Source organism: Sphingomonas hylomeconis (assembly GCF_025370105.1).
Taxonomy (GTDB): Bacteria; Pseudomonadota; Alphaproteobacteria; order Sphingomonadales; family Sphingomonadaceae; genus Sphingomonas; species Sphingomonas hylomeconis.
The window spans coordinates 84112-109734 of the sequence record NZ_JANQBK010000005.1 but is presented as its reverse complement, the minus strand read 5'-3'; the positions used below and the strand labels follow the sequence as shown (position 1 = coordinate 109734).

Here is a 25623-nt window from a genome sequence, read left to right as displayed (position 1 = left end):
GACTTCCACGCTCAGAACTTGACTAATGCGGGTCGCGGGATGCCGTCGCTTGGTCTAGGGGAAACCCCATGTCAATACGCCGTCTGCCCGAACATCTCGTCAATCGCATCGCAGCCGGTGAAGTGGTCGAACGACCAGCCAGCGCGTTGAAGGAACTGGTCGAAAACGCGATCGACGCGGGTGCCACCCGAGTCGATGTGCGGCTTGCCGGTGGCGGCATCGATGGCATCGAAGTGATCGACGATGGATGCGGCATGGCGCCCGAGGATATGGCACTGGCGCTCGAGCGGCATGCCACCTCCAAATTGCCCGACGAGGCGATCGAACTGGTGTCCACGCTCGGTTTTCGCGGCGAGGCGCTGCCCTCGATCGCCAGCGTTGCGCGCATGACGCTGGAGAGCAGGGTGCGCGGCGCCGAGGGCTGGGCGCGAATCGTCGACAACGGCGTGGTGGAATCGGATGGCCCGACCGGCGTCCCGCCCGGCACGCGGGTGCGCGTCGACGCCTTGTTCGCGCGCGTGCCGGCGCGGCGCAAGTTCCTGCGCTCCGCCCGCAGTGAATATGCCGCCTGCCTCGATGTCGTGAAGCGGCTGGCCATGGCACGGCCCGATATCGGTTTTTCGGTCGAGCATGACGGACGCCGCGCGCTGCAGGTGCTGGCCGGCGAAAGCCTGCCGCAACGCGTTGCCGCGCTCACCGATCGCGGCATGATCGACAATGGCGTGCCGATCGACTTCCAGCGCGAGCAACTGGCGCTCGGCGGGATTGCCGGGCTGCCGACGTTCAACCGCGGCGTGGCCGATCACCAATATCTGTTCGTCAATGGCCGGCCGGTGAAGGATCGCCTGCTGATCGGCGCGATCCGCGGCGCCTATGCCGAGATGATGCCGCGCGATCGGCACGCGATGGTCGCCCTGTTTCTGGAGGTGCCCGCCGATGCGGTGGACGTAAACGTCCATCCCGCGAAGACCGAGGTGCGGTTTCGCGAACCGGCGATGGTGCGCGGGCTGATCGTCAGCGGACTCAGGCGCGCGCTGGACGAGGCGGGGCATCGCAGCGTGCAGCGCCCGGCCGAGGACGCGATGGCAGCGTGGCAGCCGGAGCAACCAAGCCCCGCTCCTTCAGTGGAGGGGTTGGAGTGGGGCAGTGCGGCATCTGCAAACGCAGGTTTCGGTGCGACTTCCCCCACCGGCAACCTCTCCCCTGAAGGGGAGGGCCTTGGATTGTGGCAGCCGCGCCACGCCGTGTTCGACCGCCGCCAGACCTTCATCAGCCCCGCGCCGCAAGGCCGCGCCGAACCCTCCTACGCCCCCCCGCCCGAAACGATTACGCACCCGCTCGGCGTCGCGCGCGGCCAGGTCGCCAAGACCTATATCGTGGCGGAAGCGGAAGACGGACTGGTGCTGGTCGATCAGCACGCCGCGCACGAGCGGCTCGTGCTCGAACGGATGCGCAAGGCAATAGCCGATGGCGGCATCGCCAGCCAGGCGCTGCTGCTCCCCGAAGTGATCGAGCTCGACGAGCCCGCCTGCGACCGGCTCGAATCGCGTGCCACGGAGCTGAGTGAATTCGGTCTCGATCTGGAACGCTTCGGCCCGCGCGCGATGCTGGTCCGCGCCGTGCCTGCACTGCTCGGCCAGAGCGACGTCACCGGTCTGGTCACCGATCTTGCCGACGAACTCGCCGCGTTCGACGAGGCGCTGAGCCTCAAGGAGCGGCTTGATCACGTCGCCGCGACGATGGCGTGCCACGGCTCGGTCAGGGCCGGGCGGGTGCTGTCGGTTGCCGAGATGAACGCCCTGCTGCGCGAAATGGAGATCACGCCGCATTCGGGCCAGTGCAATCATGGCCGTCCGACGTGGGTGAAGCTGCAGATGGGGGATGTAGAAAAGCTGTTCGGGCGAAAGTGAGTCTGGCTGTTCGCGGGCGGACGCCAATCCAGGCAGCCGTCATCCTGAACTCGTTTCAGGATCCATCGCGCGGCTAAGCCCTGACATGGAGCGGAGTGCGCTGCCATGCCGGCACAATGGATCCTGAAACGAGTTCAGGATGACGAGAGCTGGCGCATCTCCGTTCACCTCCCGGAAACCTTTCTCGCGCTCGCGCATTTTCGCCTCAGGTCCTCAGTTCACGAAAAGCGAACCGGTCATGAAGCAGATTCTTCCCCTCGTCTTCGCGCTGATCCCCCTGGCTGCCGTCGTCGGTGCCTGCGTGGCGTGTCCGTGAACTGAGCGTTCCCCCGGCATCCCCCAGCCGGCCCCGGAACCCGCACAAGAAAAGGCCCGCCCGGATCGCTCCGGACGGGCCTTTTTGTTGGCAACCAAGGGCTGAGTGATCAGCCTTCGGTCGTCTCGTCCGATCCCGGCGCATCCGACTGCACTTCGGCAGTCGCACCAGGCTCGGCGTTGGGATCGTAATCCTCGACGAAGCCGGCTTCGTCCTTTTCGAACATCGCTTCCATCACGTTGACGCCCGAGGCCTGCATTTCTGCTTCCTCCGGCGAACGCGCGACGTTGACCTTGACGGTCACCGACACTTCCGGATGCAACGCGACCTTGACGTCGTACACGCCGATCGCCTTGATCGGCTTGTTGAGCACGATCGACGACTTGGGCACCTTGTGGCCTTCGGTCTCGAGCAGGTCGAGCAGGTCGCGCACCGCGACCGAGCCATACAGCTGGCCGGTGTTCGATGCCTGGCGGATCAGCGTCAGCGTGATGCCGTCGATGCTCTTGGCTTCGATCTCGGCCTCGCCGCGGCGTGCCGCGTTGGTGGCAACGATCTGTTCCTTGTTCTTTTCGAACACCTTGCGGTTGGCTTCGTTGGAGCGAAGCGCCTTCTTGTTCGGCAGCAGGAAGTTGCGGGCGAACCCGTCCTTCACGGTGACGACGTCGCCGATGGCGCCGAGCTTCTCGACGCGCTCAAGCAGGATGACTTGCATGGGTCAGTCCTTCCTTACTTAACGATATAGGGCAGCAGGCCCAGATGACGGGCGCGCTTGATCGCCTGGGCGAGTTCGCGCTGCTTCTTGCCGCTCACGCTCGTGATGCGGCTCGGGACGATCTTGCCGCGCTCGGACACGAAGCCCTGCAGCAACCGGACGTCTTTGTAATCGATCCGTGGGGCATCCTTGGCCGAAAACGGGCAGGACTTGCGACGGCGGAAAAATGGGCGTGCCATTGTCTATATGCTCCTTATTCGCCGTCGAAATCGCGACGCGGGCGCTCGGAGCGCTCGGGGCGATCACCACGATCGGGACGGCCGCCTTCGCGGTCACCACGACGCTCGCGGTCACGATCGGACTTGCGCATCATCACGCTCGGGCCCTCTTCATGGCCTTCGACCTTGACGGTCATGTAGCGGATGACGTCTTCGTTGATCTGCGTCTGGCGCTCGAGCTCGGCCACGACGTCGCCGGGGGCGTCGATTTCGAGCATCACGTAATGCGCCTTGCGGTTCTTGGCGATCTTGTACGCCAGGCTGCGCAGGCCCCAATTTTCGGTCTTCACGACGCGACCATTGTTGTCGTCGATGATCTTCTTGGCGTTTTCCGCCAGGGCGTCCACCTGCGCTTGTGCCAGATCCTGGCGCGCAAGGAACACGTGCTCGTACAGAGCCATGTCTTGTCCTTCGTCTTGGCCGATCGCTGACGCCCGCACCATGCGTGACGCCCCTCCGGCTATCGTCTCATGTTCGACGGGGCGGAAAAGCGTCTGCCTTCCACCCCGAAGCGGCGGTCCATAGCGCAATTGCGCGAGAAGGCAAGGATGCTGTCGCGCACGAAAAGGGCGGCGGAACCGAAGTCCCGCCGCCCTGCTGTGCCTGAGCGCAGCGATTGTTTACCGGATCAGACCGCTGAAGATCTGCGAGATGATCCCACCGTTGCTGACCAGAATGACGTTGCGGTCCGACTGGACGTAACGGTAGCCACGCGGGGGTGCACGCAGACCACGATACTGGCGATAGTCGATCTGGCGATAGTTGCGCGCCTGGCGCTGGTCGAAGCGCTGACCGCGGCGCCAATCGCTGCGATACCGCGGGGCCTGCTGGCGGACGACCGTCTTCTTGACGACATTGCCGTTGCGCTTGACCACCGTGGTGCGGCGTTCGTCGCGATGACCCTGCGCGCTGGCGACAGATGCGGCCATCGGGCTCAGGGCAACCGATGCGGCAAGCGCGGCGAGGATGAACTTCTTCATGGTCAGTCTCCGAAAATTCGGCGCCAGTGGTTGGCGTCGAGAACCTATTTGGGGGCCACCTGTCGCAGCCCTGTCCCACCCAACGCACGAAATCGTCGCAAAGTGTCGCGGCTTGCCAGAGCGCGCGCGCTTTTCTAGGCCGCAGCCCTGAAATCAGGAGCGAAACATGCGCGCATTTATTTTCCCCGGGCAGGGCAGCCAGGCCGTGGGCATGGGCCGTGCCCTTGCCGAAGCGAGCCCGATCGCTCGGGCGGTGTTCCAGGAAGTCGACGATGCGCTGGGCCAGCATCTGTTCCGCATGATGACGGAGGGGCCGGAGGATCAGCTGCTGCTCACCGAGAATGCACAGCCGGCGATCATGGCCAACGCCATCGCCACGCTGCGTGTGCTCGAACAGGAAGGCGGCATCCGCCTGGCCGACAAGGCCGATTACGTCGCGGGCCATTCGCTGGGCGAATATACCGCCTTGTGTGCGGCTGGCGCGTTCGATCTCGCCACGACGGCAATTCTGCTCAAGCATCGCGGTCAGGCGATGCAGGCAGCAGTGCCGGTCGGCGAGGGGGCGATGGCCGCCTTGCTGGGCGCCGATCTCGCCAAGGCGCAGGCGATTGCCGATGCCGCGGCCGACGGGGAAGTGTGTACCGTCGCCAACGATAATGATCCCAGTCAGGTCGTCATCTCTGGCCATCGCGGTGCGATCGAGCGCGCGATCGCGCTGGCAAAGGAGATGGGGGCCAAGCGCGGCATCCTGCTGCCGGTTTCGGCGCCATTCCATTGCCCGCTCATGCAACCGGCCGCCGACGCGATGGAAAAGGCGCTTGCCGACGTCCGCATCGCTGCGCCGCTGGTCCCCGTCTTCGCCAACGTCACGGCAGGCGCGGTGAGCGATCCGGACACGATCCGCCGCCTGCTTGTCGAGCAGGTCACCGGCATGGTGCGCTGGCGCGAATCGGTGCTGGCGATGACCGCCACCGGCGTGGAGCGCTACGTCGAGTTCGGCGGCAAGGTGCTCGGGCCGATGGTCAAGCGCATCACGCCGGATGTCGAGACGGTCAGCGTGATCACGATGGACGATATCGAGGCTTTGGCAAAAACCCTGTAGGGCTTGTTCACGCGGAGACGCGGAGACGCGGAGAAGAAGTGAGGGATATTGACGAAATCACTGGTGACGTGCTCGACGTAGCGCTGCGCTTGCACCGTGATCTCGGCCCCGGCTTGCTCGAGAGCGTCTACGAAACGGTGATGGGTGGCAAGCTCCTAGCAATGGGATATCAGGTTGCGCGTCAGCGCCCCATCAATATTGAATACGAGGGTCTGCTTTTCGAAGCGGCCTTTCGTATCGATCTCCTGATCGACGACCGCCTTATCATCGAGATTAAATCGGTGGAGCGGCTAAGCGCCGCCCATGGCAAACAATTGCTCACCTATCTGAGACTTACCAAGCAGCCCGTTGGGCTGTTGATCAATTTCGGTGGCGCGACGCTCAAGGAGGGGGTGCGACGGATCGTCAATGACCATCGTCCCTCCGCGTCTCCGCGTCTCCGCGTGAACCAAATTTAATGGAGAAACACATGTTCGACCTCACAGGCATGACCGCCCTCGTTACCGGCGCATCGGGCGGGATCGGCTCCGCTGTGGCCCAGGCGCTCGCGGCGCAGGGCGCCAGGCTTGCCGTGTCCGGTTCCAATCTCGCCAAGCTGGAGGCGTTCAGGGACGGGCTGGGCGGCGATCATGTCGCCTTGCCGTGCGATCTTTCGGACGGCGCGGCTGTGGATGCGCTGGTGCCGTCCGCCGTTGCCGCGCTCGGCAAGCTCGATATCCTAGTCAACAATGCTGGCGTGACGCGGGACAACCTCGTCATGCGCATGAAGGACGAGGAGTGGGACATGGTGATCCGTGTCAATCTCGAAGCGGCCTTCCGCCTCGCGCGGGCTGCGGCACGGCCGATGATGAAGGCACGCTTCGGGCGCATCGTCTCGATCACGTCCGTCGTGGGGACGACCGGCAATCCGGGCCAAGCTAACTACGCCGCCTCGAAGGCGGGCCTGGTCGGCATGTCCAAGGCGCTGGCGCAGGAACTGGCCAGCCGCGGCATCACCGTGAACTGCGTCGCCCCCGGCTTCATCACGTCGCCGATGACCGACGCGCTGCCCGACGCGCAGAAGGAAGCGCTCAATGCGCGCATCCCGGCGGGCAAGATGGGCGAGGGCGCCGATATCGGCGCCGCCGTCGTCTATCTCGCCAGCCGCGAGGCTGGCTACGTCACGGGACAAACCGTGCACGTAAATGGTGGGATGGCGATGATTTGATCCCGATCCGGATGCCCCGGCCTCTTGCAAGGGCTCCAACCCCGTTCTAGGTGCGTTCAGGAAATACCCAAACCCCCAGCGATAGAGGGACGATACAATGAGCGAGACCGCAGACCGCGTTAAGAAGATTGTCGTCGAGCATCTCGGCGTCGAAGCCGACAAGGTCACCGAAGACGCGAGCTTCATCGACGATCTTGGTGCGGACAGCCTCGACATCGTCGAGCTGGTGATGGCATTCGAGGAAGAATTCGGCGTCGAAATCCCCGATGACGCTGCCGAGAAGATCACGACCGTCAAGGACGCGATCACTTTCATCGACGAGAACAAGGGCTGATCGCCGGCCGCCACCGATGCCCCTGCGGCATCGGCGGCGCCCGATGATGAAGACCATCTGATCGGCTCTCCGTCCCGGCAATATGCGCAGGGGTGGGGGGCCGTTCGCATTTTAAGACTTAACGGAGAACGCCCATGCGCCGCGTTGTCGTAACCGGACTTGGACTCGTCACGCCATTGGGCGCCGATGTCGAAACCGCCTGGGCGAATATTCTCGCCGCCAAATCCGGCGCGGAGACGATCACGCGTTTCGACGCGACCGATTTCCACAGCAATTATGCCTGCGAAGTGAAGCCGGCGGATCACGCTTACGGGTTCGATCCCAACAAGCGCGTCGACCACAAGGTGCAGCGCCAGGTCGACCCGTTCATCATCTACGGCATCGACGCCGCCGGCCAGGCGCTCGAGGATGCCGGTCTGCTCGACATGACCGAAGAGCAGCGATACCGCGCCGGCTGTTCGATCGGCTCGGGCATCGGCGGTCTGCCGGGCATCGCCAGCGAATCGATCGTGCTGCACGAAAAGGGCCCGCGCCGCGTCAGCCCACATTTCGTGCATGGCCGCCTGATCAACCTGATCACCGGGCAGGTGCAGATCAAATACGGGCTAATGGGCCCCAACCACGCCGTCGTCACCGCCTGCTCGACCGGCGCGCATTCGATCGGCGACGCCGCGCGGATGATTGCGATGGACGATGCCGACGTGATGCTGGCGGGCGGCGCGGAAGGCACGATCTGCCCGATCGGCATTGCCGGCTTCGGCCAGGCGCGGGCGCTCTCGACCAATTTCCGGGACGAACCATGGCGCGCCAGCCGGCCCTGGGATCAGGACCGCGACGGCTTCGTCATGGGCGAAGGCGCCGGGGTGGTCTGCCTCGAGGAATATGAGCACGCCAAGGCGCGCGGCGCGCATATCTACTGCGAAGTGGTGGGCTACGGCATGTCGGGCGACGCCTATCATGTTACCGCGCCACATCCCGAAGGATCGGGCGCGTTCCGCTCGATGCAGATGGCGGTGAAGCGCTCCGGGCTGGATCTCGCCGAGATCGATTATATCAACGCGCACGGCACCTCGACACCGCTTGGCGACGAGCTCGAACTGAACGCCGTGCGCCGGCTGTTCGGCAACAATATCGAGACGATGTCGATGTCCTCGACCAAGTCGGCGATCGGCCATCTGCTCGGCGGCGCCGGCGCGGTGGAGAGCATCTTCTGCATCTTGGCACTGCGCGACCAGATCGTGCCGCCGACGCTCAACCTCGACAATCCGAGCGAAAATTGCATCGGCGTCGATCTCGTGCCGCACAAGGCGAAGGAGCGGACGGTGAAGGCGGTGCTGAACAACAGCTTCGGCTTCGGCGGGACCAATGCGTCGCTCGTCATGAAGGCGGTGTGATCCATATCCCTTGCGCCTTCCCCGGCGAACGCCGGGGCCCAGTCGAGGAACGATTGTTAGTGAGCGCCGCGCACCGTTACCGCCGCCATTGCGACTGGGCCCCGGCCGCCGCCGGGGAAGGAAGATTATGAAGAAACTCGGCTGCGCGGGCCTGATCGTGGCGGCACTGGCGGTGCTCGCCTTCTTCGTCGTGCTACAGCGCTGGGGCGGCAACGGGCCGCTCGAGCGCAACATCACGGTCGAGATCGCCCCCGGCACCAGCATGGCCGGAGCGGCGGCGGAACTGGAAAAGGCCGGCGCCATCTCCTCGGCGAGTACCTTCAAGCTGCTGGCGCGGGTCTTCGGCGGTGGTGCGGGGATCAAGGCGGGTGAATATCGCATCCCGGCGCATCTCAGCCAGGCCGATATCCTCAAACTGCTGCAGGGCGGGCGCACGCTGCAGCGCTTCGTCACCATTCCCGAAGGCTGGCCCTCGATCATGGCGCGCGATGCGATCATGAACGCCAAGGGCATGACGGGGAAGATCGAAGCACCGGGGGAGGGCACGATCCTGCCCGACAGCTACAGCTTCCAGCGTGGCGATTCGCGCAGCGCGATGGTCCAGCGCATGCAGCGCGCGATGACAGACTATCTCGCCGCGGCCTGGACCAAGCGCAAACCCGGCATCGCCGTCACCACGCCGCGCGACGCGCTGATCCTCGCCTCGATCGTCGAGAAGGAAACCGGCAAGGAAGCCGAGCGCCGCACGGTCGCCGCGGTCTATTCCAACCGCTTGAAGCGCGGCATGCCGTTGCAGGCCGATCCGACGGTAATCTATCCGGTGACCAAGGGCCGCCCACTGGGGCGGCGCATCCTGCGCTCGGAGCTGCAGGCGGATAACGGCTATAATACCTATGCCAAGACCGGGCTACCGATCGGCCCGATCGCCAATCCGGGCCGCGCGAGCATCGATGCGGTGCTCGATCCGGCGCAGTCCAGCGCGCTGTATTTCGTCGCTGACGGGACCGGCGGGCATGTGTTCGCGGATACGCTGGAGCAGCACAATGCGAACGTGCAGAAATGGTATGCGATCAGAAGAGCAAGAGGGGAGATGTGATCCCTAATTCCTCCCCGGAACGGGGAGGGGGACCGCCCGGCGTAGCCGGGTGGTGGAGGGGGTGGGCCGGCAACGCGACGGTACTGTTGCCGGCCCACCCCCTCCGTCGGCCTCCGGCCGACACCTCCCCGTGCCGGGGAGGAGTTATCGCGCCAGTCCGCTCGCCGCCTTCGCCTTCGCCTCGACTTCCGCCATCGTCCCGCCGGTCACCCAACTCCCGCCAACGCACAGCACCGGCGCGAACGCCAGCCAGTCCGGGGCACTCGCTTCGGTGATCCCGCCGGTCGGGCAGAATTTGCACTGATAGAAGGGCGCGGCCAGCGCCTTGAGCGCCTTGAGCCCGCCCGACGCTTCGGCCGGGAAGAACTTGAAGTGCGTGAGCCCGAGATCCAGCCCGCGCATGATGTCACCGGCGTTCGCGATGCCCGGCAGATACGGCACGCCGCTGTCGACGATCGCGCTGCCCAGCCGATCGGTCAGCCCGGGCGAGACGATGAACTCCGCGCCCGCCGTCATCACCTGTTCGAACTGCGCGGTATCGACGACGGTGCCTGCACCGACGATCGCGCCCGGGACCTGCTTCATCTCGCGGATCGCGTCGAGCGCGGCGGGGGTGCGCATCGTCACTTCCAGCACACGCAGGCCGCCGGCGACCAGCGCCTCGGCGAGCGGCCGTGCGGTCGCCGCATCGTCGATCACCAGCACTGGGATGACCGCGCTGGTGCGCATGATCGCTTCGATATCCATCGTCATTTCCTTACCAACCCATCGCCGCGAGCATGGCGGACCCGCCACGCTCCGCCTCGTTCGCCTGCGTGCGCATCAGCGCAAACAGTTCGCGTCCCATGCCGACCGCCGGGGCCGGCGCAACCGCGAACTCGCGCGCCGCCCACTCGACCGGATCGACCAGCGCGACCAGTTCGCCCGTCTCCGCGCTCAGCCGGATGATATCGCCGTCGCGCACCTTGCCGAGCGGCCCGCCGCCAAGCGCCTCGGGGCTGGAATGGATCGCGCACGGCACCTTGCCGCTCGCGCCAGACATCCGCCCGTCAGTGACCAGGGCCACGCGAAAGCCCTTGTTCTGCAGCACGCCGAGCGGCGGTGTCAGCTTGTGCAACTCTGGCATGCCGTTGGCGCGGGGCCCCTGGAAGCGCACCACGACGACGACGTCGCGATCCAGTTCGCCGGCCTTGAACGCGTCCTGCACTTCCTGCTGCGTCGAAAAAACGCGCGCCGGCGCCTCGATCGTCCAGCGATCGCGATCGACCGCGCTGACCTTGATGCAGGCGCGGCCGAGATTGCCCGCGAGAATGCGGAAGCCGCCCTCGGCCGAAAAAGGCGCGGCGGCGGGGCGGACGATCGTCTCGTCCTTGCTCGGGCCCGGATCGCGCCAGCCGAGCACGTCGTCCTGTATCTCCGGCTTGCTGCCGAAATCGGCCATCGTCGCGCCGCCCGCGGTCAGCACGTCGCCATGCATCAGCCCTTCGCTGAGCAGTTCGCGGATCACGTACGGCATGCCGCCGGCATCCTCGAACTGGTTCACGTCGGCCGCGCCGTTGGGATAGACGCGCGCGATCAGCGGCACGACCTTCGAGAGGCGATCGAAATCCTCCCAGTCGATCACGATCCCGGCACAGGCGGCGATCGCCGGGAGGTGAATCAGATGGTTGGTTGAGCCGCCCGTCGCCAGCAGCCCGATCGCCGCATTGACGATCGCGCGCTCGTCGACGCAGTGCCCGACGGGGCGATAATCGTCGCCCTGCGCGCCGATCGCGGCGATGCGGTGCACGGCGGCGCGGGTCAGTTCCTGGCGCAGCTTGGTGCCCGGATTGGCGAATGCGCTGCCCGGGATGTGGAGCCCCATCATCTCCATCATCATCTGATTGGAATTGGCGGTGCCGAAGAAGGTGCAGGTGCCCTTGCCGTGATAGGCCGCGATCTCCGCGTCGAGCAGTTCCTCGCGGCTTGCTTCCCCCACCGCATAGCGCTCGCGCACCGCCGCCTTGGCCTTGTTGGCGAGGCCGGTGCGCATCGGGCCGCCGGGGATCAGCAGCATCGGCAGATGGCCGAAGCGCAGCGCGCCCATCAGCAAGCCCGGCACGATCTTGTCGCAAATGCCGAGCAGGGCCGCGCCCTCGAACAGGCCGTGGCTGAGCGCGATCGCCGTGCTCATCGCGATCGTGTCGCGGCTGAACAGCGACAATTCCATGCCCGGATAGCCCTGCGTCACGCCGTCGCACATCGCCGGCACGCCGCCGGCCACCTGCGCGGTGACGCCCGCCTCGCGCGCCCAGACCTTCATCTGTTCGGGGTAGCGGTAATAGACGGCATGCGCGGAGAGCATGTCGTTATAGGCCGTGACGATGCCAATGTTCATCGCCTGGCCGGGCCGCATCGCGTCGCGATCCTCGTCGGTGCCGGCATAACCGTGCGCGAGATTGGCGCAGCCCAGGCTCGGCCGCTCCAGCCCATTGTCGCGCTCATGCCGGATCAGCGCCAGATAGGCGTCACGCGTCGGCTTGGAGCGCGTGATCATCCGGTCGGTGACGGCGCCGATCTCGGCATGGAGCGCGGTCATGTCATTCGCTCCAGTGGATATCGACCGGCAGCTCGGCATCGGCGAGCACGCGGCCGATCGGGTAGCTGGACGACGGGCCCTGCTTGATCGCCGCTTCGATCACCTTGCGCTTGTCCGCGCCGGTGACGGCGATGAGCAGCGCCTTTGCCGAGACGATCGCCGCGCGACTGAGCGTGACGCGCGGCACCGGCGCATCCTTGGGCAGCGGCTCCGGCATCACGCCGAGACCGCGGCGTTCCTTGGGGCCGGCGATCGCCTCGTCGAAATCCGAGCCGGGGAAGATCGAGGCGGTGTGCCCATCGGCGCCGACGCCCAGCAGGCACAGATCGAGCGGCCAGTGGAGATCCTGCATCAGCGCATCGGCCGAGCGGCCCGCCGCCTTGTAATCCGCCGCCTTGTCGCTGACGATCGGCATCACCCGCGCGCCCTTGGGCAGGAACGTCTTAGCGATCATCGTCACGTTGCTGAGCGGATCGCCCAGCGGCACGATGCGGTCGTCGGTCGGGATGATCGTGACGCGCTTCCAGTCGATCTTCGCCTCGGCGAGCTTGGCGTAGATCGGGATCGGCGTCTTGCCGCCCGACAGCGCGATCACCGCGCTCCCACGCGCATCGATCGCGCTTTCGATGACAAAGGCGATGTCGCTGGCGACGGCTGCGGCCATCTCCTCGGCATCGTCATAATCCCACCATTCGATTTCGTGTTCGTCGCTCATGTCATGTCCTATTGGTCACCCCGGCCTGTCCCGGGGTCCATTGATCCGAACTATACCGCGCATCTGCGGCACGGTGGACCCCGGAACAAGCCCGGGGTGGCAAAAGTTGCTTCGCGCTGCCGCTTAATCGTCCTGCCAGGTCACCCCGTCGCGCTCGGTCAGCGCGACGGCGGCCGAGGGGCCCCAGCTGCCCGACGGATAGCTCTTCGGCTTGACGTCATTGGCATCCCAGCCGGCGCGGATCGCATCGGTCCATTCCCACTGCGCCTCGACCTCATCGCGGCGCACGAACAGGGTCGGATCGCCTTCGATCAGATCGAGCAGCAACCGTTCATACGCGATCCGCCGGCGCGATCCGGCGAAGGCCGCATCCATGCTCAGATTGAGCGGCACTTCGCGCAGCCGGATCCCGTCGCGATCGAGCCCCGGCTCCTTGGCCATCACCAGCAACTGGACATATTCCTCCGGCTGCAGGCGGATGATCAGCACGTTGGGCTGGAGCAGGCCGCCGCGCCCGGCGAACATCGAATGCGGCACCGGCTTGAACTGGATCGCGATTTCCGAGCGGCGTACCGGCAGGCGCTTGCCCGTGCGCAGATAGAAGGGCACGCCCTGCCAACGCCAGTTGTCGACATGCGCCTTGATCGCGACGAACGTCTCGGTGGTGGAAGCCTTGCCCAGTTCGTCGGCATAGCTTTTTACGATCTTGTCGCCAACCGCGCCGGCGGCATATTGCCCGGTGACGGTCAGGTTCGGCACTTCCTCGGGCGTCATCTGGCGCAGCGAGCGGAACACCTTGGCCTTCTCGTCGCGCACCGCCGTACCGTCGAAACGGGCAGGGGGCTCCATCGCGATCAGTGCCAGCAACTGCAGCATGTGATTGGTAACCATGTCGCGCAGCGCGCCGGCGGTCTCGTAATAGCCCGCGCGATCCTCGAGCCCGACCGTCTCGGCGATCGTGATCTGCACATTGTCGATGCCGCGCGCATTCCACACCGGTTCGAAGAAGCTGTTGCCGAAGCGCAGCGCCAGGATGTTCTGCACCGTCTCCTTGCCGAGATAGTGATCGATGCGGAACGTGCGCTCCTCGGGAAACGCGGTCGCCACGGTGTCGTTGATCTTGCGGCTGCTGGCGAGATCGTAGCCGAGCGGCTTCTCCAGCCCGATGCGGACGGTCGGGCCGGCCAGTCCGGCGGATTCGAGGCCCTTGATCACCGGCTCGAACAGCGACGGCGCGGTCGACAGGAAGATCGCGAGGCCACCGGAAACGTCACCGACCTTGGCCGCGAGATCTTGGTAATGCTGCAGATCGGTCGCATCGAGCGCCTGGTAGCCGAGCCGCTCGAGAAAGGAGGTGACCGCTTGCTCGTCCTTGCGATCCTCGGGCAGGAACTCGTCGAGCGCGTCTTTGGCGAACTGGCGATAGCTCGCATCGTCATGCTCGGAACGCGCGGTGCCGGTGATCGTCAGTCCCTCGGGCAGCAGGTGATCGGCATGCAGGCCATAGAGCGACGGCAGGAGCATGCGCTGCGCCAGATCGCCGGTCGCGCCGAACAGCAGCAGTTTGCTCACCGGATTGCGTGTCGTCGGCATGGATCGGTTTTCCGTTTGCTGGGGAAGGCGGGTTCGAGAAACAGAGGCAGGCCGCCGCGTCAACCGCACCGAACGGAGCGCGCGGCGGAATGGTTACACGGTCAGCCCGGCGACGGGATCGAACCCGGCCATGATATTGAGGTTCTGCACCGCGGCGCCGGCCGCGCCCTTGCCGAGATTGTCGAGCGTCGCGATCAGCCGCGCCTGGCCGGTATCGGGATTGCCACACACACGGATCGTCAGCCGGTCGCTGCCGGCATCGTCCTCGATCGCCACCGTCTTGGCGTCGCCGTCGGCCAGCGTGATCAGCGCGCAATCGCGATACGCCTCGCCCAGCACCGCCTCGCAGACATGCAGGCCGGGGCGGCGCGAAAAGGCGTGCAGCGGCAACGGCACCTCAACGATCATGCCGCGATAGGTATTGGCGACGGACGGCGCGAACAGCGGCGGATGCTCGATCCGCGCATGTTTCTGCATCTCGGCGACATGCTTGTGCGCGAGGCCCAGCGCATAGGGTCGCGCCGCCGGCGGCGCTGCGGCATGCTCGAACTCGGCGATCATGCTCTTCCCGCCGCCGGAATAGCCCGACACGGCGTTGACGGTGAGCGGCCAATCGACCGGCACCAGCCCGGCGCGCACCAGCGGCCGGACCAGGGCGAGGAAACCGGTCGGGTAGCAACCCGGATTGCTCACTCGCCTGGCCTCGGCGATCGCCGCCGCCTGCCCGGGTTCCAGCTCGGCAAAGCCGTAGGTCCAGCCATCACCGGTGCGATGCGCGGTCGATGCGTCGATCACGCGTGTGCGGTCGTTGTCGATCAACGCCACCGCTTCGCGCGCGGCATCGTCCGGCAGGCACAGGATGACGAAATCGGCGTCGTTAAGCGCCTGGCGCCGCGCATCGAGATCCTTGCGCCGGGCATCGTCGAGCTGGATCAGCGCGATATCGCCGCGCCCCGCGAGCCGTTCGCGGATTTCCAGCCCGGTGGTGCCCTCGGCGCCGTCGATGAAGACGCTGACGGTCATGGCCGGGCGCCGATCGCCGCGGCGAGGATATAGCCGACCAGGCCCTGCGCCGGCGCGACGCCCCAGGCGTTCTGACCGGCCAGTTCGAGCACCTCGAACGCGTCCCCGGCGCGGAGCTGCGCCACCGTCGCGGATGCTGCGGAGGCCGCCTCGCGCAGCGTCACATCGCTGTCCAGCGTGACTGTCATCGGCGCGGCATAATGCGGTGCAAAGACACGATCGGCGAGCCGCAGATCGGCAAGATCGCCGCGCACCGCGTGAGTCCGTGGATCGAGATGCGCCGACCGGCCGGCGAGCGCAAAGCTGCTGCGCTCCGGCGTGCCGGCGCTGTTATGCGGTTGCCCGGCGGGCGGCTGGTTGCTCGACCTCGCCGAGGAAATGCCCGAACTCTTCAAGAAAATCTGCCCCTTCAGTGGTGCGTGCGACAAAGATATTGCGCTTGTCGGTATCGTCACGCTGACGGCGCAGATAGCCCAGGCTGCCAAGGCGGTTCAAGGCGCGCGTCACCACCGGCTTGGAAACATTCAGCGCGCGGGCCAGGCCGCGCACCGTATGCGGGCCGGGTTTGAGATAGACGACGAGCAGCAGCGCCATCTGACGATTGGTCAGATCGGGTTCCCCCGACCGGACATAATCGACCAGCGCCTGCATCCACGAGCCGAGCGCAGAGCCGAAAGATGGTTTTTCCAGTACAGTCGCCACGGTCAACTTCCACCATTACCCGATGCCTGCAGTGGTCTGGCATCGGGGTCATAACGCCCGCCGCCCCGGGTGGTTTCAGGCGCACAACGAATTGTTAAGGCCGCGGTCATGAGATCGTCATGCCGGTTGCGCGGTTGATTGGCGGCGCAGCCTCGCCTATGTGCGCGCTTTCCAGCACAGCCAAGAAACGTAACCGCACCCCATGTTCACTTTCCTGCTCGTCATCCACGCCATCATCGCGGCCGCCCTGGTGGCGGTGATCCTGATGCAGAAGTCGGAGGGTGGCGGTCTCGGCACCGGCGGCAGTCCGTCGGGGCTGATGTCGGCGCGCGGCGCGGCGGATTTCCTCACCCGCTCGACTGCGGTGCTGGCGTCGGTCTTCGTCGGGCTCAGCATCGTGCTCGCCGTGCTGGCGGCGAACCGCCAGGCGGTGACGATTGATCCTTCGCTGGCGCGCAAGCCGGCAGCGGTTGCCCCGGCGGCACCGCTCGCGGTCGAGCAGCAGAACGGCGCGGCCATTCAGGCCCCGGCGCCGGTCAGCAACAATGCGGTGCCGCTGGCGCAATAAGCGCGGCACCGTTCGCAATTTTATTACTCACCTGACGGAGTCGCGCGCTTGTCGTCGCGGCCCGATAGACGCTAGGCATTTGCTCCCATGGCGCGGTTTATCTTCATCACCGGCGGCGTGGTCTCCTCGCTCGGCAAGGGTCTCATGGCAGCGAGCCTCGCGGCGTTGCTTCAGGCGCGCGGCTATCGCGTGCGGATCCGCAAGTTCGATCCCTATCTCAACGTCGATCCCGGCACGATGTCGCCCTATCAGCACGGCGAAGTCTATGTCACCGACGACGGCGCCGAGACCGATCTCGATCTCGGCCATTACGAGCGGTTCACCGGCGTACCGTCGCGCCAGTCGGACAACATCACGAGCGGCCGCATCTATCAGCAGATCATCGCCCGCGAACGCCGCGGCGATTATCTCGGCGCCACCGTGCAGGTCATCCCGCACGTCACCGATGCGATCAAGGAATTCGCCCAAGCGGAAACCGACGATCTCGATTTCGTGCTGTGCGAGATCGGCGGCACGGTCGGCGATATCGAATCGCTGCCGTTCATCGAGGCGATCCGCCAGCTGCGCAACGATCTCGGCCGCGGCAATTCGGTCAGCATCCACGTCACGCTGGTGCCGTATATCGCTGCCGCCGGCGAACTGAAGACCAAGCCGACGCAGCATTCGGTGCGCGAACTGGCCGCGCTCGGCGTGCAGCCCGACGTGCTGGTGTGCCGCTGCGAACAGCCGCTGCCGGCCAGCGACCGCGCCAAGATCGCGTTGTTCTGCAACGTGCCGCAGGCTGCCGTCATTCCCGCGCTCGACGCCAAAAGCATCTACGCCGTCCCCGAGCAATATCACGCCGAAGGGCTCGATTCGGAAGTGCTGCGCGCGTTCGGCATCGAACCCGGCGCCGCGCCGCGGCTCGATCGCTGGGCCGATATCATGGATCGACTGCAAAACCCCGAAGGCGAGGTCACGATCGGGGTGGTCGGCAAATATGTCGGCCTGCCGGATGCGTACAAGTCGCTCAACGAGGCGCTGGTGCACGGCGGCATGGCCAATCGGGTCAAGGTCAACGTGCAGTGGATCGATGCCGAACTGTTCGAAAGCGAGGACAGCGATATCGCCGCCAAGCTCGAGCCGCTGCATGCGATCCTCGTGCCCGGCGCGTTCGGCGAGCGTGGCGCGGAGGGCAAGATCGCCAGCGTGCGCTTCGCCCGCGAGCGCAAGGTCCCCTACTTCGGCATCTGCTTCGGCATGCAGATGGCGTGCGTCGAAGGCGTGCGCAACCTGGGCGGCATACCAGATGCTTCGTCGACCGAATTCGGCCCGACCTCCGAGCCGGTGGTTGGCATGATCACCGAATGGATGACGGCGGAGGGGGTGCAGAAGCGCGAGGCGGACGGCGATCTCGGCGGCACGATGCGGCTCGGTGCCTATGAGGCCAAGCTGGCCGGCAACAGCGTCGTCGCGTCGATCTACCAGTCGGACGATATCAGCGAGCGCCATCGGCATCGCTACGAGGTCAACACGCATTACCGCGACACGCTGGAGAAGGGCGGCCTGGTCTTTTCCGGCATGTCGCCCGACGGCATGCTGCCCGAGATCGTCGAGCGGCCGGACCATCCGTGGTTCGTCGGCGTGCAGTTCCACCCGGAACTCAAAAGCAAGCCGTTCGACCCGCACCCGTTGTTCGCGAGCTTCGTGGCGGCGGCAGTGAAGCAGAGCCGGCTGGTCTGAGGCGGGCCGGCGGCGCGGCTGCGCTCGATGCGCCGTCCGCGCCGATCAGGCACGTTTGGCGCTAGCCCCTCCCAATAGCGTCATCCTGAACTCGTTTTCAGGATCCATCGGGCGGCTACGCTCAGGATTGGAAGCGTGAGCGCTGCCATTCCGGCACAATGGATCCTGAAACGAGTTCAGGATGACGGCGTTTTGTTGCTTGAGGAGGCGGAGAGCCCCCCCCCATAAAAACTGCCCGGGCACGGCGGCCCGGGCAGCATCATCGACGGCAGCGGTTACGCCGCCTGCGCGTCGCTCTGGTCTTCGACCGCGGCGAGCGGCGCGCCGGTCTTGATCGCGACGGTCTTGGGCTTCATTGCCTCGGGCACTTCGCGCACGAGCTCGATCGCCAGCAGGCCGTCGTTCAGCCGCGCATCCTCAACGCGGACGAAATCGGCCAGCTCGAACCGGCGCTCGAAGCTGCGATTGGCGATGCCGAGATGCAGGAAGGCCGCGTTGCCGCCTTCCTTGTCTTCCTTCTTGCCCTTGACCTGCAGCAGGTTCTGCTGCGCGACGATCTCGATCTCGTCGCGGCTGAAGCCGGCGACCGCGAGCGTGATGCGATAGCGATCGTCGGCGAGGCGCTCGAGATTGAAGGGCGGGTAATTGTCCGCCGTTGCCTGGCGCGCATTGGCTTCGAGCATGTCGAACAGGCGGTCGAAGCCGACGGTCGAACGGCGATAGGGGGTCAAATCGAACTGACGCATGTAAATTCTCCATTGAGCAATCGACATTGTTGCCGGCGCCCGCTGCTGCGCGACGCCGTTTCGCGCGGTCCCGGAGGCCCCGCGCGACGGTGATTTGGGATCGTCCGCGGCGGGTTCAAGAGTGGAAAACGAAAAAAAGCAGGCTTGGGCGGGGCAAGGGATCTGGCCATCGTTGTCATGGTCCGGCGGGCCGATTTTCGGCGTGAACGGCGGCGGCTTGGGCCGCCATCTCGGCCTGAATGTCCTATCTTATCAAGGCGGTGAAGTTCACCTTCACGCGCTGCAAGTTTCTACGTGTGAAAGCATACTAAATTAATGGGCATTGTGTGGAAGACCGCCGCGAGGGCGGCTTAGGGGACGACAATGCTTGCGCACGCCTGGTACGTTTTGATGGCCTCGACCGCGGCACCGCTCGCCGCTTCGCCGGCAGCAACCCCGCTGCCGCAGGCGGCGACCGAACCCGCCGATGGCGACAGCCGCGCAAGCGAGATCGTGGTCACCGCACGCCGCCGCACGGAACGCGTGCAGGAAGTGCCGATCGCCATTTCGGTGATCGGCGGCGCCGAGATCGAGAAGACCGGCGCGTTCAACGTCAACCGCATCCAGCAGCAGCAGCCGAGCCTGCAATTCTATTCGAGCAACCCGCGCAATTCGGCGATCAACATCCGCGGGCTCGGTGCGCCGTTCGGGCTGACCAATGACGGGATCGAGCAGGGCGTCGGCTTCTATGTCGATGGCGTCTATATCGGCCGGATCGGCGCCTCGACGTTCGATTTCGTCGACGTCGCGCAGGTCGAGGTGCTGCGCGGGCCGCAGGGGACGCTGTACGGCAAGAACACCACCGCCGGCGCGCTCAACATCACCACGCGTCCCCCGAGCTTCACGCCGGAAGCGAAGGTCGAGCTCAGCGGCGGCAATTACGAGTTCGTGCAGGCCAAGGCGTCGGTGTCCGGCCCGCTGAGCGACACGCTCGCGCTGCGCCTCTCCTCCTCCGCCACGACGCGCAAGGGCACGATCCACAACACCGCCTCGGGCGACGATCTGCATAGGCTGCGCAACCTGGGCTTGCGCGGTCAATTGCTGTGGAAGGCGACCGATTCGCTCGATCTGACGCTGTCGGGCGATTTCAACGTGCAGAGCCCGGATTGCTGCGTCCAATATTACGCCCGCGTCGGCACCACGCAGCGCCCGCTCAACCGCCAATATGAGGCGCTCGCTGCCGCGTTCGGTTATGCCCCGCCGAGCCGCAACCCGTTCGACCGCATCACCGATCTCGACGCCGGGATCCGGTCGCGCCAGGAGATTGGCGGCGTCTCGCTGGTCGCCAATTGGGATCTCGGCGCGGCGACGCTGACCTCGGTCAGCGCATGGCGCTATTGGGACTGGCAGCCGCAGAACGACCGCGATTTCATCGGCCTGCCGATCACCACGGTGTCGCAGAACCCGTCGCAGCAGAAGCAGGTGTCGCAGGAACTGCGGCTCGCCTCGAACGGTGCCGACAAACTGAGTTATACGGTCGGTGCCTTTTATTTCCACCAGACGATCGATACGCAAGGGTCGCAGGTGCAGGGGCCGGCGGCGAGCCGTTATCTGCTCAACCCGACGAGCGCCAATGCCGGCAACCCGGCCGTGCTCGACGGGCTCACCTCGACCAACACGATCAGCTTCGACAACACCAGCTTCGCGGTGTTCGGCAAGCTCAACTACGAAGTGTTCGAAGGCTTCCATATCCAGCCCGGGCTGCGGGTGAATTACGACAAGAAGAGCGGTTCCTATCTGTCGGTCGTCACCAACGGTGCGGGGGCACCGGTGATCTGCGATCCCGCGCCGACCAGCAGCGTGGTGCGGGACCAGTGCGCGACGCTGGCGCCGCAACGCTATGCCCCCAAGTTCATTGACTGGAACGTATCGGGCGACATCACCGCGTCATACGATTTCTCGGCCGATATCCACGGCTATGCGACCTATGCGAAGAGCTTCAAATCGGGCGGGATCAACCTTTCCGGCCTGCCGCTCAACGCGGCCGGCACCGGCGTCGATCTTGCCACGCAGACGGTGAAGCCCGAAAAGGTCGACAATTACGAGATCGGGCTGAAGACGCAGTTCCTCGATCGCCGCGTGACGCTCAACGTGGCCGGCTTCTGGACCGCGGTGGCGGACTATCAGGCGACGGTGAACAACGGGCAGCTGACGGTGATCCGCGGCTATCTGGCCAATGCCGCCAAGGTGCGATCGCGCGGGTTCGAGTTCGATTCGAGCTTCCGCCCGAGCCAGCGGTTCAATCTCTACGTCAACGGCGCCTATACCGATTCGACGTACGAGAAGTTCACCAACGCGCCGTGCCCGCCCGAACTGTCCGGCGGGACGGTGACCACCGGCACGCCGGGGGCGGCGGGCGTGCCCGGCGGGCTCAGCCCGGTGGCGTGCGACATTTCCGGCCAGCGCCTGCCCGGCATTTCGAAATGGTCGTTTTCCTATGGCGGCGAATACAATGTGCCGGTCGGCGGGGCGGGCGGCCAGGTCTATATCGGCTATGACGGCAATTACCGGTCGCGCTTCTCGTCCAACCCGTCGCCGTCCGCCTATACCTGGATCGAGGGCTATGCGCTGTCCAACGTCCGCGCCGGGTATCGCCGCGACGGCTTCAACCTGTTCGGCTGGGTGCGCAACGCATTCGACCAGCATTATTTCGAACTGCTCTCGACGCAATCAGGCAGCACCGGCCTGATCGTCGGGCAGCCCGGCGACCCGCGGACTTATGGCCTGACCATCAGCAAGTCGTTCTAGGGTCGATTTCCGGCGGGCGGTTGCCCGGATATGACGCCGCGGAAAGTCGCGAAAGTCGCACGCGCTACGCGCGCGCGCGGCAATCGCGGCGGGGCGGGGTGGTCCACGGTTCAAACAGCGTGGCGCAGCGTTTACGATAAAATCCAACAATTGAAGCGCGGAGCGGCGCGGCGGGCGGTACGGAGCGATGCCGATGCGGTCGCCGAGCGGCCCAGATGAACGTGCGCGGATCCATGGCAGGCTGCAGCAGCAGCGACGGCGCGCCCGCCACATCGCCCAAAAAGCAAACGCCCGGGCCGTTTCCAGCCCGGGCGTCCTGCGTGACGATCGCTCGTCAGCCCCCATTTCCCGCTCCCGCTACACGCCTCGTAAGGCGGAACTGAAAGCTTCAATCCCCGAACCACGGCCATTGCCTGTGTCTCAGTAATTGTGTTGCTAGGTTGTGTACGGGGGCTTGTCACCGGCTTAGTGACCGCCCCGGTCGGATTGCGCCCAGCCTGTGTCGAATCCGCCACACCAGCGCCTTAGTTGCCAGCGCCGGTGCCGCGTCCTAGAGCATGCGCACCTTTCCTCGTGCACGAAGCGCAAACCCCACTCCATGATCCTGTCCCGCTACGAACGCATGATTGCACGGCGCTATCTGCTGCCCGGCAAGGGCGAGGCGTTCATCTTCCTCGTCGCCGGGATCAGCCTGGTCGCGGTGATGCTCGGCGTCGCCGCGCTCGTCATCGTGATGAGCGTGATGAACGGCTTCCGCGCCGAACTGTTCGACAAGATCGTCGGGCTGAACGGCCACGCCGTGGTGCAAGGCTATAACGGCCGTCTGCCGCAATGGCAGGACGCGCTGGCCAAGACGCGCGCCACGCCTGGCGTTACCTCGGCCATCCCGCTGATCGAGCAGCCGTTGTTTGCCAGCTATAACGGCCGATCCGAGTTCATTCTCGTGCGAGGCATGCGGGCGCAGGATATCCGACGCAATTCCGTCATTGGCCGAAAAGTCGTGATGGGCAGCCTGCAGGGGCTTGAACCGGGGTCGAATGTCATCGCGATCGGCTCGCGGCTGGCGGAGTCGCTCGGCGCGGTGGTCGGCAGCCAGATTACCATCATCAATCCGCAGGGGCCGGCCACGCCGTTCGGCACGATGCTGCGTACGGTCAGCTTCACGGTCGGCGCGATCTTCGAGATCGGCGTGTACGATTACGACAAGGCCTATGTGATCATGCCGATCGAGGATGCGCAGACGCTGCTGCTGCTCGGCGACAATGTCGGCATGATCGAGGTGCAGACCAACGACGCCGACAAGGTATCGCAGATCCTCGCGCCGCTCGCCGAGCAGTTGCAGGGCAAGGCGGAAATCCGCGACTGGCGGCAGCTGAACTCGCAATTGTTCCAGGCGCTGGCGGTCGAGCGTGTGGCGATGTTCACGGTGCTGTCGATCATCATCCTGGTCGCCGTGTTCAACATCCTCTCTTCGCTGATCATGCTGGTGCGCGCCAAGACGCGCGACATCGCGATCCTGCGCACGATGGGGGCAACGCGCGTCGGGCTGATCCGCATCTTCATGGTGGTCGGCACGACGATCGGCGCTTTGGGCGTGCTCGCCGGCCTGCTGCTCGGCTTCATCTTCCTGTTCTACCGCCAGGGCGTGGTGAATTTCGTCCAGCTCGTCACCGGGCAGAACCTGTGGGATCCGTCGATCCGCTATCTCACCGAGCTGCCCTCCAAGACCGATCCGGTCGAAATCACGGTGATCGCGCTGATGGCGCTGATCTTCAGCTTCCTCGCCACGCTCTACCCCGCGTTCAAGGCGGCGAGCACCGATCCCGTCCAGGTGTTGCGCTATGAATAGACTAGAAATCCTCCCTGGAGCGGGGAGGGGGACCATTCGCGTTCTTCATGCGAATGGTGGAGGGGGTTCTGCCCAGGCACAACCGCTGCCGGCCCACCCCCTCCGTCATGCTGCGCATGCCACCTCCCCGTGCCGGGGAGGAGCGTCCGCATGACCAACATCCTCCACGTCACCGGGCTGCAGCGCAGCTTCGTGCAGGGCGACGTAACGATCGACGTCCTGCGCGACGTCAATCTCACGGTCGGCAGTGGCGAGATCGTTGCCCTGCTCGGGCCATCGGGCTCGGGCAAGTCGACCTTGCTGCAGGCGGTCGGCTTGCTCGAGGGCGGCTTTGCCGGTTCGATCGAGATCGCCGGCAAGGAAGCCGCCAAGCTCGACGCGCATGGCCGCACGCTGGTGCGCCGCGACCAGCTCGGCTTCGTCTATCAGTTCCATCACCTGCTGCCCGATTTCAACGCGACCGAAAATGTCGTCCTGCCGCAGCTGATCAAGGACAAGACCCGCGCCGAGGCCGACGCGCGCGCCGCCGCATTGCTCACCGCGCTCGGCCTCGGCCATCGCCTGACGCACCGCCCAAGCCAGTTGTCGGGCGGCGAGCAGCAGCGCGTCGCAGTGGCGCGCGCGCTGGCCAACCGGCCGGCGCTGGTGCTGGCCGACGAGCCGACCGGCAATCTCGACGAGGCGACCGCGGATATCGTGCTGGCCGAATTCCTCCGCCTGGTGCGCGACGAAGGCTCGGCTGCGTTGGTCGCGACGCATAACGAGCGCATCGCCGCCAAGATGGACCGTGTCGTGCGGTTGCACGAGGGCCGCCTGGCGTGAGCCGGTGGCGCGAGACGCCGACTCTGGTCGGCGCTCACGTCACGCTGCGCCCGCTCGATCGTGCGGATCGCGCGGCGATCGTCGCCGCCTTCGCCACCGGGCTGGAGCATGTCTTTGCCACGATCGTGCCCGACGAGGCGACGATCGACGGCTGGTACGACCGGCTCGAGCAGGAAAAGGCGGCGGGCAGGGCGCTGCCCTTCACGGTGCTCGACGCGCAGGGGCAGATCGCTGGCGTCACCCGTTTCATGCGCATGGCCGAGGCGCATCTCCGGCTCGAGATCGGCGGCACGGTCTATGCGCCGCGCGTGCAGCGCACCGGGCTCAATACCGAGGCCAAGCGCCTGCTGCTGACCCATGCGTTCGAGACGCTGGGCTGCCAGTGCGTCCAGCTGCGCACCAACTGGTTCAACCGCGCGTCGCGCGCCGCAATCGAGCGGCTGGGTGCGCGGCTGGACGGCGTGCTGCGCGGGCATATGATCACGCCGGGTGGCGCGGCGCGCGACACGGTGGTTTACTCGATCCTGGCGCACGAATGGCCCGGGGTGCGGCAGAATCTCGATTATCAGCTGGAGAAGCACGCATGACCGCGATCACCGACATCATCGTCAAGAATGCCGATGGCAGTTCGGCCGACCTGTCGGCCTATGCCGGCAAGGTGCTGCTGATCGTCAACACCGCCTCCAAATGCGGCTTCACCCCGCAGTACGAAGGGCTGGAGGCGCTGCACAAGGACTATGCGACACGCGGCTTCGAAGTGCTCGGCTTTCCGTGCAACCAGTTCGGCGGGCAGGAGCCCGGGGATGCGGCGGAGATCGCCAATTTCTGCTCCCTGACCTATGACGTGACCTTCCCGGTCTTCGCCAAGATCGACGTCAACGGCGCCAATGCCGATCCGCTGTTCGTCGAGCTGAAGAAACAGGCGCCCGGGCTGCTCGGCACCGAGGGGATCAAGTGGAACTTCACCAAGTTCCTGGTCGGCAAGAACGGGCAGGTGGTGGAGCGCTACGCGCCGACGACCAAGCCGGCGGATATCAAAGCGGATATCGAGAAACTATTGTAATCCTCCCCGGAACGGGGAGGGGGACCATTCGCTTCTTCAGCGAATGGTGGAGGGGGCGGGCCGCCATCGCCCCCCTCTGAAGCGGATCCTCGCAAGGTCGCCGCTGCCGGCCCACCCCCTCCG

The 25623-nt window shown here is 65.6% G+C and carries 26 protein-coding genes; 14 read left to right on the top strand and 12 right to left on the bottom strand.

Annotation, left to right across the window (positions count from 1 at the left end; translation table 11 throughout):
* Positions 1 to 68 precede the first annotated feature (68 nt).
* The gene (mutL, locus tag NV401_RS09485) at positions 69 to 1910 is read left to right on the top strand and encodes a DNA mismatch repair endonuclease MutL (RefSeq protein ID WP_261294174.1); all 1842 of its coding nucleotides are present in this window, start codon (positions 69 to 71) and stop codon (positions 1908 to 1910) included.
* A gap of 425 nt (positions 1911 to 2335) precedes the next feature.
* On the opposite strand, the gene rplI is transcribed toward mutL, so the two are convergent.
* The 4 genes from rplI to NV401_RS09465 all read right to left on the bottom strand — a co-directional run bounded on the left by rplI (position 2336) and on the right by NV401_RS09465 (position 4199).
* Entirely contained in the window at positions 2336 to 2941 is a 606-nt protein-coding gene (rplI, locus tag NV401_RS09480; protein WP_261294173.1) for a 50S ribosomal protein L9, read from the bottom strand.
* Positions 2942 to 2955: 14 nt separating this feature from the next.
* Entirely contained in the window at positions 2956 to 3180 is a 225-nt protein-coding gene (gene rpsR, locus NV401_RS09475) for a 30S ribosomal protein S18 (protein ID WP_034158365.1), read from the bottom strand.
* Positions 3181 to 3194: 14 nt separating this feature from the next.
* Positions 3195 to 3620 carry a 30S ribosomal protein S6 gene (gene rpsF, locus NV401_RS09470; protein WP_261294172.1) on the bottom strand — a complete coding sequence of 142 codons (426 nt, stop codon included), beginning with the start codon at positions 3618 to 3620 and terminating at the stop codon, positions 3195 to 3197.
* A 219-nt stretch (positions 3621 to 3839) separates the two neighbouring features.
* Positions 3840 to 4199 (bottom strand): RcnB family protein, encoded by a 360-nt coding sequence (locus tag NV401_RS09465; RefSeq protein ID WP_261294171.1) that lies wholly within the window; start codon positions 4197 to 4199, stop codon positions 3840 to 3842.
* A 166-nt stretch (positions 4200 to 4365) separates the two neighbouring features.
* Between NV401_RS09465 and fabD the strand changes: the two genes are divergently transcribed.
* From fabD to mltG, 6 genes are all read left to right on the top strand, one after another.
* Entirely contained in the window at positions 4366 to 5301 is a 936-nt protein-coding gene (gene fabD, locus NV401_RS09460) for an ACP S-malonyltransferase (protein ID WP_261294170.1), read from the top strand.
* Positions 5302 to 5339: 38 nt separating this feature from the next.
* Positions 5340 to 5759, top strand: a complete 420-nt coding sequence (locus NV401_RS09455) for a GxxExxY protein (protein ID WP_261294169.1) — start codon at positions 5340 to 5342, stop codon at positions 5757 to 5759.
* A gap of 11 nt (positions 5760 to 5770) precedes the next feature.
* Entirely contained in the window at positions 5771 to 6508 is a 738-nt protein-coding gene (fabG, locus tag NV401_RS09450; RefSeq protein ID WP_261294168.1) for a 3-oxoacyl-[acyl-carrier-protein] reductase, read from the top strand.
* Positions 6509 to 6605: 97 nt separating this feature from the next.
* Positions 6606 to 6842, top strand: coding sequence for an acyl carrier protein (locus tag NV401_RS09445; protein WP_261294167.1), 237 nt, complete (start codon positions 6606 to 6608; stop codon positions 6840 to 6842).
* Between the two features lie 134 nt (positions 6843 to 6976).
* A complete protein-coding gene (gene fabF / locus NV401_RS09440) occupies positions 6977 to 8236 on the top strand; it encodes a beta-ketoacyl-ACP synthase II (protein ID WP_261294166.1) in 1260 nt (419 codons plus the stop codon).
* A 127-nt stretch (positions 8237 to 8363) separates the two neighbouring features.
* Positions 8364 to 9332: an endolytic transglycosylase MltG gene (gene mltG, locus NV401_RS09435; RefSeq protein WP_261294165.1), complete on the top strand. Its 969-nt coding sequence runs from the start codon at positions 8364 to 8366 to the stop codon at positions 9330 to 9332.
* A gap of 144 nt (positions 9333 to 9476) precedes the next feature.
* On the opposite strand, the gene eda is transcribed toward mltG, so the two are convergent.
* From eda to NV401_RS09400, 7 genes are all read right to left on the bottom strand, one after another.
* Entirely contained in the window at positions 9477 to 10085 is a 609-nt protein-coding gene (gene eda, locus NV401_RS09430) for a bifunctional 4-hydroxy-2-oxoglutarate aldolase/2-dehydro-3-deoxy-phosphogluconate aldolase (protein WP_261294164.1), read from the bottom strand.
* Positions 10086 to 10089: 4 nt separating this feature from the next.
* Complete coding sequence (gene edd, locus NV401_RS09425) at positions 10090 to 11868, bottom strand: phosphogluconate dehydratase (protein WP_380817268.1); 1779 nt, start codon at positions 11866 to 11868, stop codon at positions 10090 to 10092.
* Positions 11869 to 11911: 43 nt separating this feature from the next.
* Positions 11912 to 12625, bottom strand: coding sequence for a 6-phosphogluconolactonase (pgl, locus tag NV401_RS09420; protein WP_261294162.1), 714 nt, complete (start codon positions 12623 to 12625; stop codon positions 11912 to 11914).
* A 123-nt stretch (positions 12626 to 12748) separates the two neighbouring features.
* Positions 12749 to 14218, bottom strand: a complete 1470-nt coding sequence (zwf, locus tag NV401_RS09415; protein WP_261294161.1) for a glucose-6-phosphate dehydrogenase — start codon at positions 14216 to 14218, stop codon at positions 12749 to 12751.
* A 93-nt stretch (positions 14219 to 14311) separates the two neighbouring features.
* Positions 14312 to 15241, bottom strand: a complete 930-nt coding sequence (gene argC / locus NV401_RS09410) for an N-acetyl-gamma-glutamyl-phosphate reductase (protein WP_261294160.1) — start codon at positions 15239 to 15241, stop codon at positions 14312 to 14314.
* Positions 15238 to 15636 carry a hypothetical protein gene (locus NV401_RS09405; RefSeq protein ID WP_261294159.1) on the bottom strand — a complete coding sequence of 133 codons (399 nt, stop codon included), beginning with the start codon at positions 15634 to 15636 and terminating at the stop codon, positions 15238 to 15240. The genes argC and NV401_RS09405 overlap by 4 nt, the downstream gene beginning before the upstream one ends.
* Entirely contained in the window at positions 15572 to 15892 is a 321-nt protein-coding gene (locus NV401_RS09400) for a MarR family transcriptional regulator (protein ID WP_261294327.1), read from the bottom strand. The genes NV401_RS09405 and NV401_RS09400 overlap by 65 nt, the downstream gene beginning before the upstream one ends.
* Before the next feature lie 253 nt (positions 15893 to 16145).
* On the opposite strand from NV401_RS09400, the gene secG reads away from it, so the two are divergent.
* Positions 16146 to 16511: a preprotein translocase subunit SecG gene (gene secG, locus NV401_RS09395; protein WP_261294158.1), complete on the top strand. Its 366-nt coding sequence runs from the start codon at positions 16146 to 16148 to the stop codon at positions 16509 to 16511.
* A gap of 87 nt (positions 16512 to 16598) precedes the next feature.
* Positions 16599 to 18233: a CTP synthase gene (locus NV401_RS09390; RefSeq protein ID WP_261294157.1), complete on the top strand. Its 1635-nt coding sequence runs from the start codon at positions 16599 to 16601 to the stop codon at positions 18231 to 18233.
* 275 nt (positions 18234 to 18508) lie between these two features.
* Here NV401_RS09390 and NV401_RS09385 read toward each other — a convergent pair whose 3' ends face one another.
* On the bottom strand, positions 18509 to 18979 hold the full coding sequence (locus NV401_RS09385; protein WP_261294156.1) for an Hsp20 family protein: 471 nt from the start codon (positions 18977 to 18979) through the stop codon (positions 18509 to 18511).
* Positions 18980 to 19342: 363 nt separating this feature from the next.
* Between NV401_RS09385 and NV401_RS09380 the strand changes: the two genes are divergently transcribed.
* From NV401_RS09380 to NV401_RS09360, 5 genes are all read left to right on the top strand, one after another.
* Positions 19343 to 21766 (top strand): TonB-dependent receptor, encoded by a 2424-nt coding sequence (locus NV401_RS09380; RefSeq protein ID WP_261294155.1) that lies wholly within the window; start codon positions 19343 to 19345, stop codon positions 21764 to 21766.
* A 598-nt stretch (positions 21767 to 22364) separates the two neighbouring features.
* Entirely contained in the window at positions 22365 to 23615 is a 1251-nt protein-coding gene (locus NV401_RS09375) for a lipoprotein-releasing ABC transporter permease subunit (protein WP_261294154.1), read from the top strand.
* A gap of 150 nt (positions 23616 to 23765) precedes the next feature.
* Positions 23766 to 24437: an ABC transporter ATP-binding protein gene (locus NV401_RS09370; protein WP_261294153.1), complete on the top strand. Its 672-nt coding sequence runs from the start codon at positions 23766 to 23768 to the stop codon at positions 24435 to 24437.
* The gene (locus NV401_RS09365; RefSeq protein ID WP_261294152.1) at positions 24434 to 25024 is read left to right on the top strand and encodes a GNAT family N-acetyltransferase; all 591 of its coding nucleotides are present in this window, start codon (positions 24434 to 24436) and stop codon (positions 25022 to 25024) included. The genes NV401_RS09370 and NV401_RS09365 overlap by 4 nt, the downstream gene beginning before the upstream one ends.
* Positions 25021 to 25500 (top strand): glutathione peroxidase, encoded by a 480-nt coding sequence (locus NV401_RS09360; RefSeq protein WP_261294151.1) that lies wholly within the window; start codon positions 25021 to 25023, stop codon positions 25498 to 25500. The genes NV401_RS09365 and NV401_RS09360 overlap by 4 nt, the downstream gene beginning before the upstream one ends.
* Positions 25501 to 25623 lie beyond the last annotated feature (123 nt).

Bases quoted from the DNA above. Each gene is read 5' to 3' on its own strand.
- mutL (WP_261294174.1), top strand. From the start codon at position 69: ATGTCAATACGCCGTCTGCCCGAACATCTCGTCAATCGCATCGCAGCC.
- rplI (WP_261294173.1), bottom strand. From the start codon at position 2,941: ATGCAAGTCATCCTGCTTGAGCGCGTCGAGAAGCTCGGCGCCATCGGC.
- rpsR (WP_034158365.1), bottom strand. From the start codon at position 3,180: ATGGCACGCCCATTTTTCCGCCGTCGCAAGTCCTGCCCGTTTTCGGCC.
- rpsF (WP_261294172.1), bottom strand. From the start codon at position 3,620: ATGGCTCTGTACGAGCACGTGTTCCTTGCGCGCCAGGATCTGGCACAA.
- NV401_RS09465 (WP_261294171.1), bottom strand. From the start codon at position 4,199: ATGAAGAAGTTCATCCTCGCCGCGCTTGCCGCATCGGTTGCCCTGAGC.
- fabD (WP_261294170.1), top strand. From the start codon at position 4,366: ATGCGCGCATTTATTTTCCCCGGGCAGGGCAGCCAGGCCGTGGGCATG.
- fabG (WP_261294168.1), top strand. From the start codon at position 5,771: ATGTTCGACCTCACAGGCATGACCGCCCTCGTTACCGGCGCATCGGGC.
- NV401_RS09445 (WP_261294167.1), top strand. From the start codon at position 6,606: ATGAGCGAGACCGCAGACCGCGTTAAGAAGATTGTCGTCGAGCATCTC.
- fabF (WP_261294166.1), top strand. From the start codon at position 6,977: ATGCGCCGCGTTGTCGTAACCGGACTTGGACTCGTCACGCCATTGGGC.
- mltG (WP_261294165.1), top strand. From the start codon at position 8,364: ATGAAGAAACTCGGCTGCGCGGGCCTGATCGTGGCGGCACTGGCGGTG.
- eda (WP_261294164.1), bottom strand. From the start codon at position 10,085: ATGACGATGGATATCGAAGCGATCATGCGCACCAGCGCGGTCATCCCA.
- edd (WP_380817268.1), bottom strand. From the start codon at position 11,868: ATGATCACGCGCTCCAAGCCGACGCGTGACGCCTATCTGGCGCTGATC.
- pgl (WP_261294162.1), bottom strand. From the start codon at position 12,625: ATGAGCGACGAACACGAAATCGAATGGTGGGATTATGACGATGCCGAG.
- zwf (WP_261294161.1), bottom strand. From the start codon at position 14,218: ATGCCGACGACACGCAATCCGGTGAGCAAACTGCTGCTGTTCGGCGCG.
- argC (WP_261294160.1), bottom strand. From the start codon at position 15,241: ATGACCGTCAGCGTCTTCATCGACGGCGCCGAGGGCACCACCGGGCTG.
- NV401_RS09400 (WP_261294327.1), bottom strand. From the start codon at position 15,892: ATGCAGGCGCTGGTCGATTATGTCCGGTCGGGGGAACCCGATCTGACC.
- secG (WP_261294158.1), top strand. From the start codon at position 16,146: ATGTTCACTTTCCTGCTCGTCATCCACGCCATCATCGCGGCCGCCCTG.
- NV401_RS09390 (WP_261294157.1), top strand. From the start codon at position 16,599: ATGGCGCGGTTTATCTTCATCACCGGCGGCGTGGTCTCCTCGCTCGGC.
- NV401_RS09385 (WP_261294156.1), bottom strand. From the start codon at position 18,979: ATGCGTCAGTTCGATTTGACCCCCTATCGCCGTTCGACCGTCGGCTTC.
- NV401_RS09380 (WP_261294155.1), top strand. From the start codon at position 19,343: ATGCTTGCGCACGCCTGGTACGTTTTGATGGCCTCGACCGCGGCACCG.
- NV401_RS09375 (WP_261294154.1), top strand. From the start codon at position 22,365: ATGATCCTGTCCCGCTACGAACGCATGATTGCACGGCGCTATCTGCTG.
- NV401_RS09370 (WP_261294153.1), top strand. From the start codon at position 23,766: ATGACCAACATCCTCCACGTCACCGGGCTGCAGCGCAGCTTCGTGCAG.
- NV401_RS09360 (WP_261294151.1), top strand. From the start codon at position 25,021: ATGACCGCGATCACCGACATCATCGTCAAGAATGCCGATGGCAGTTCG.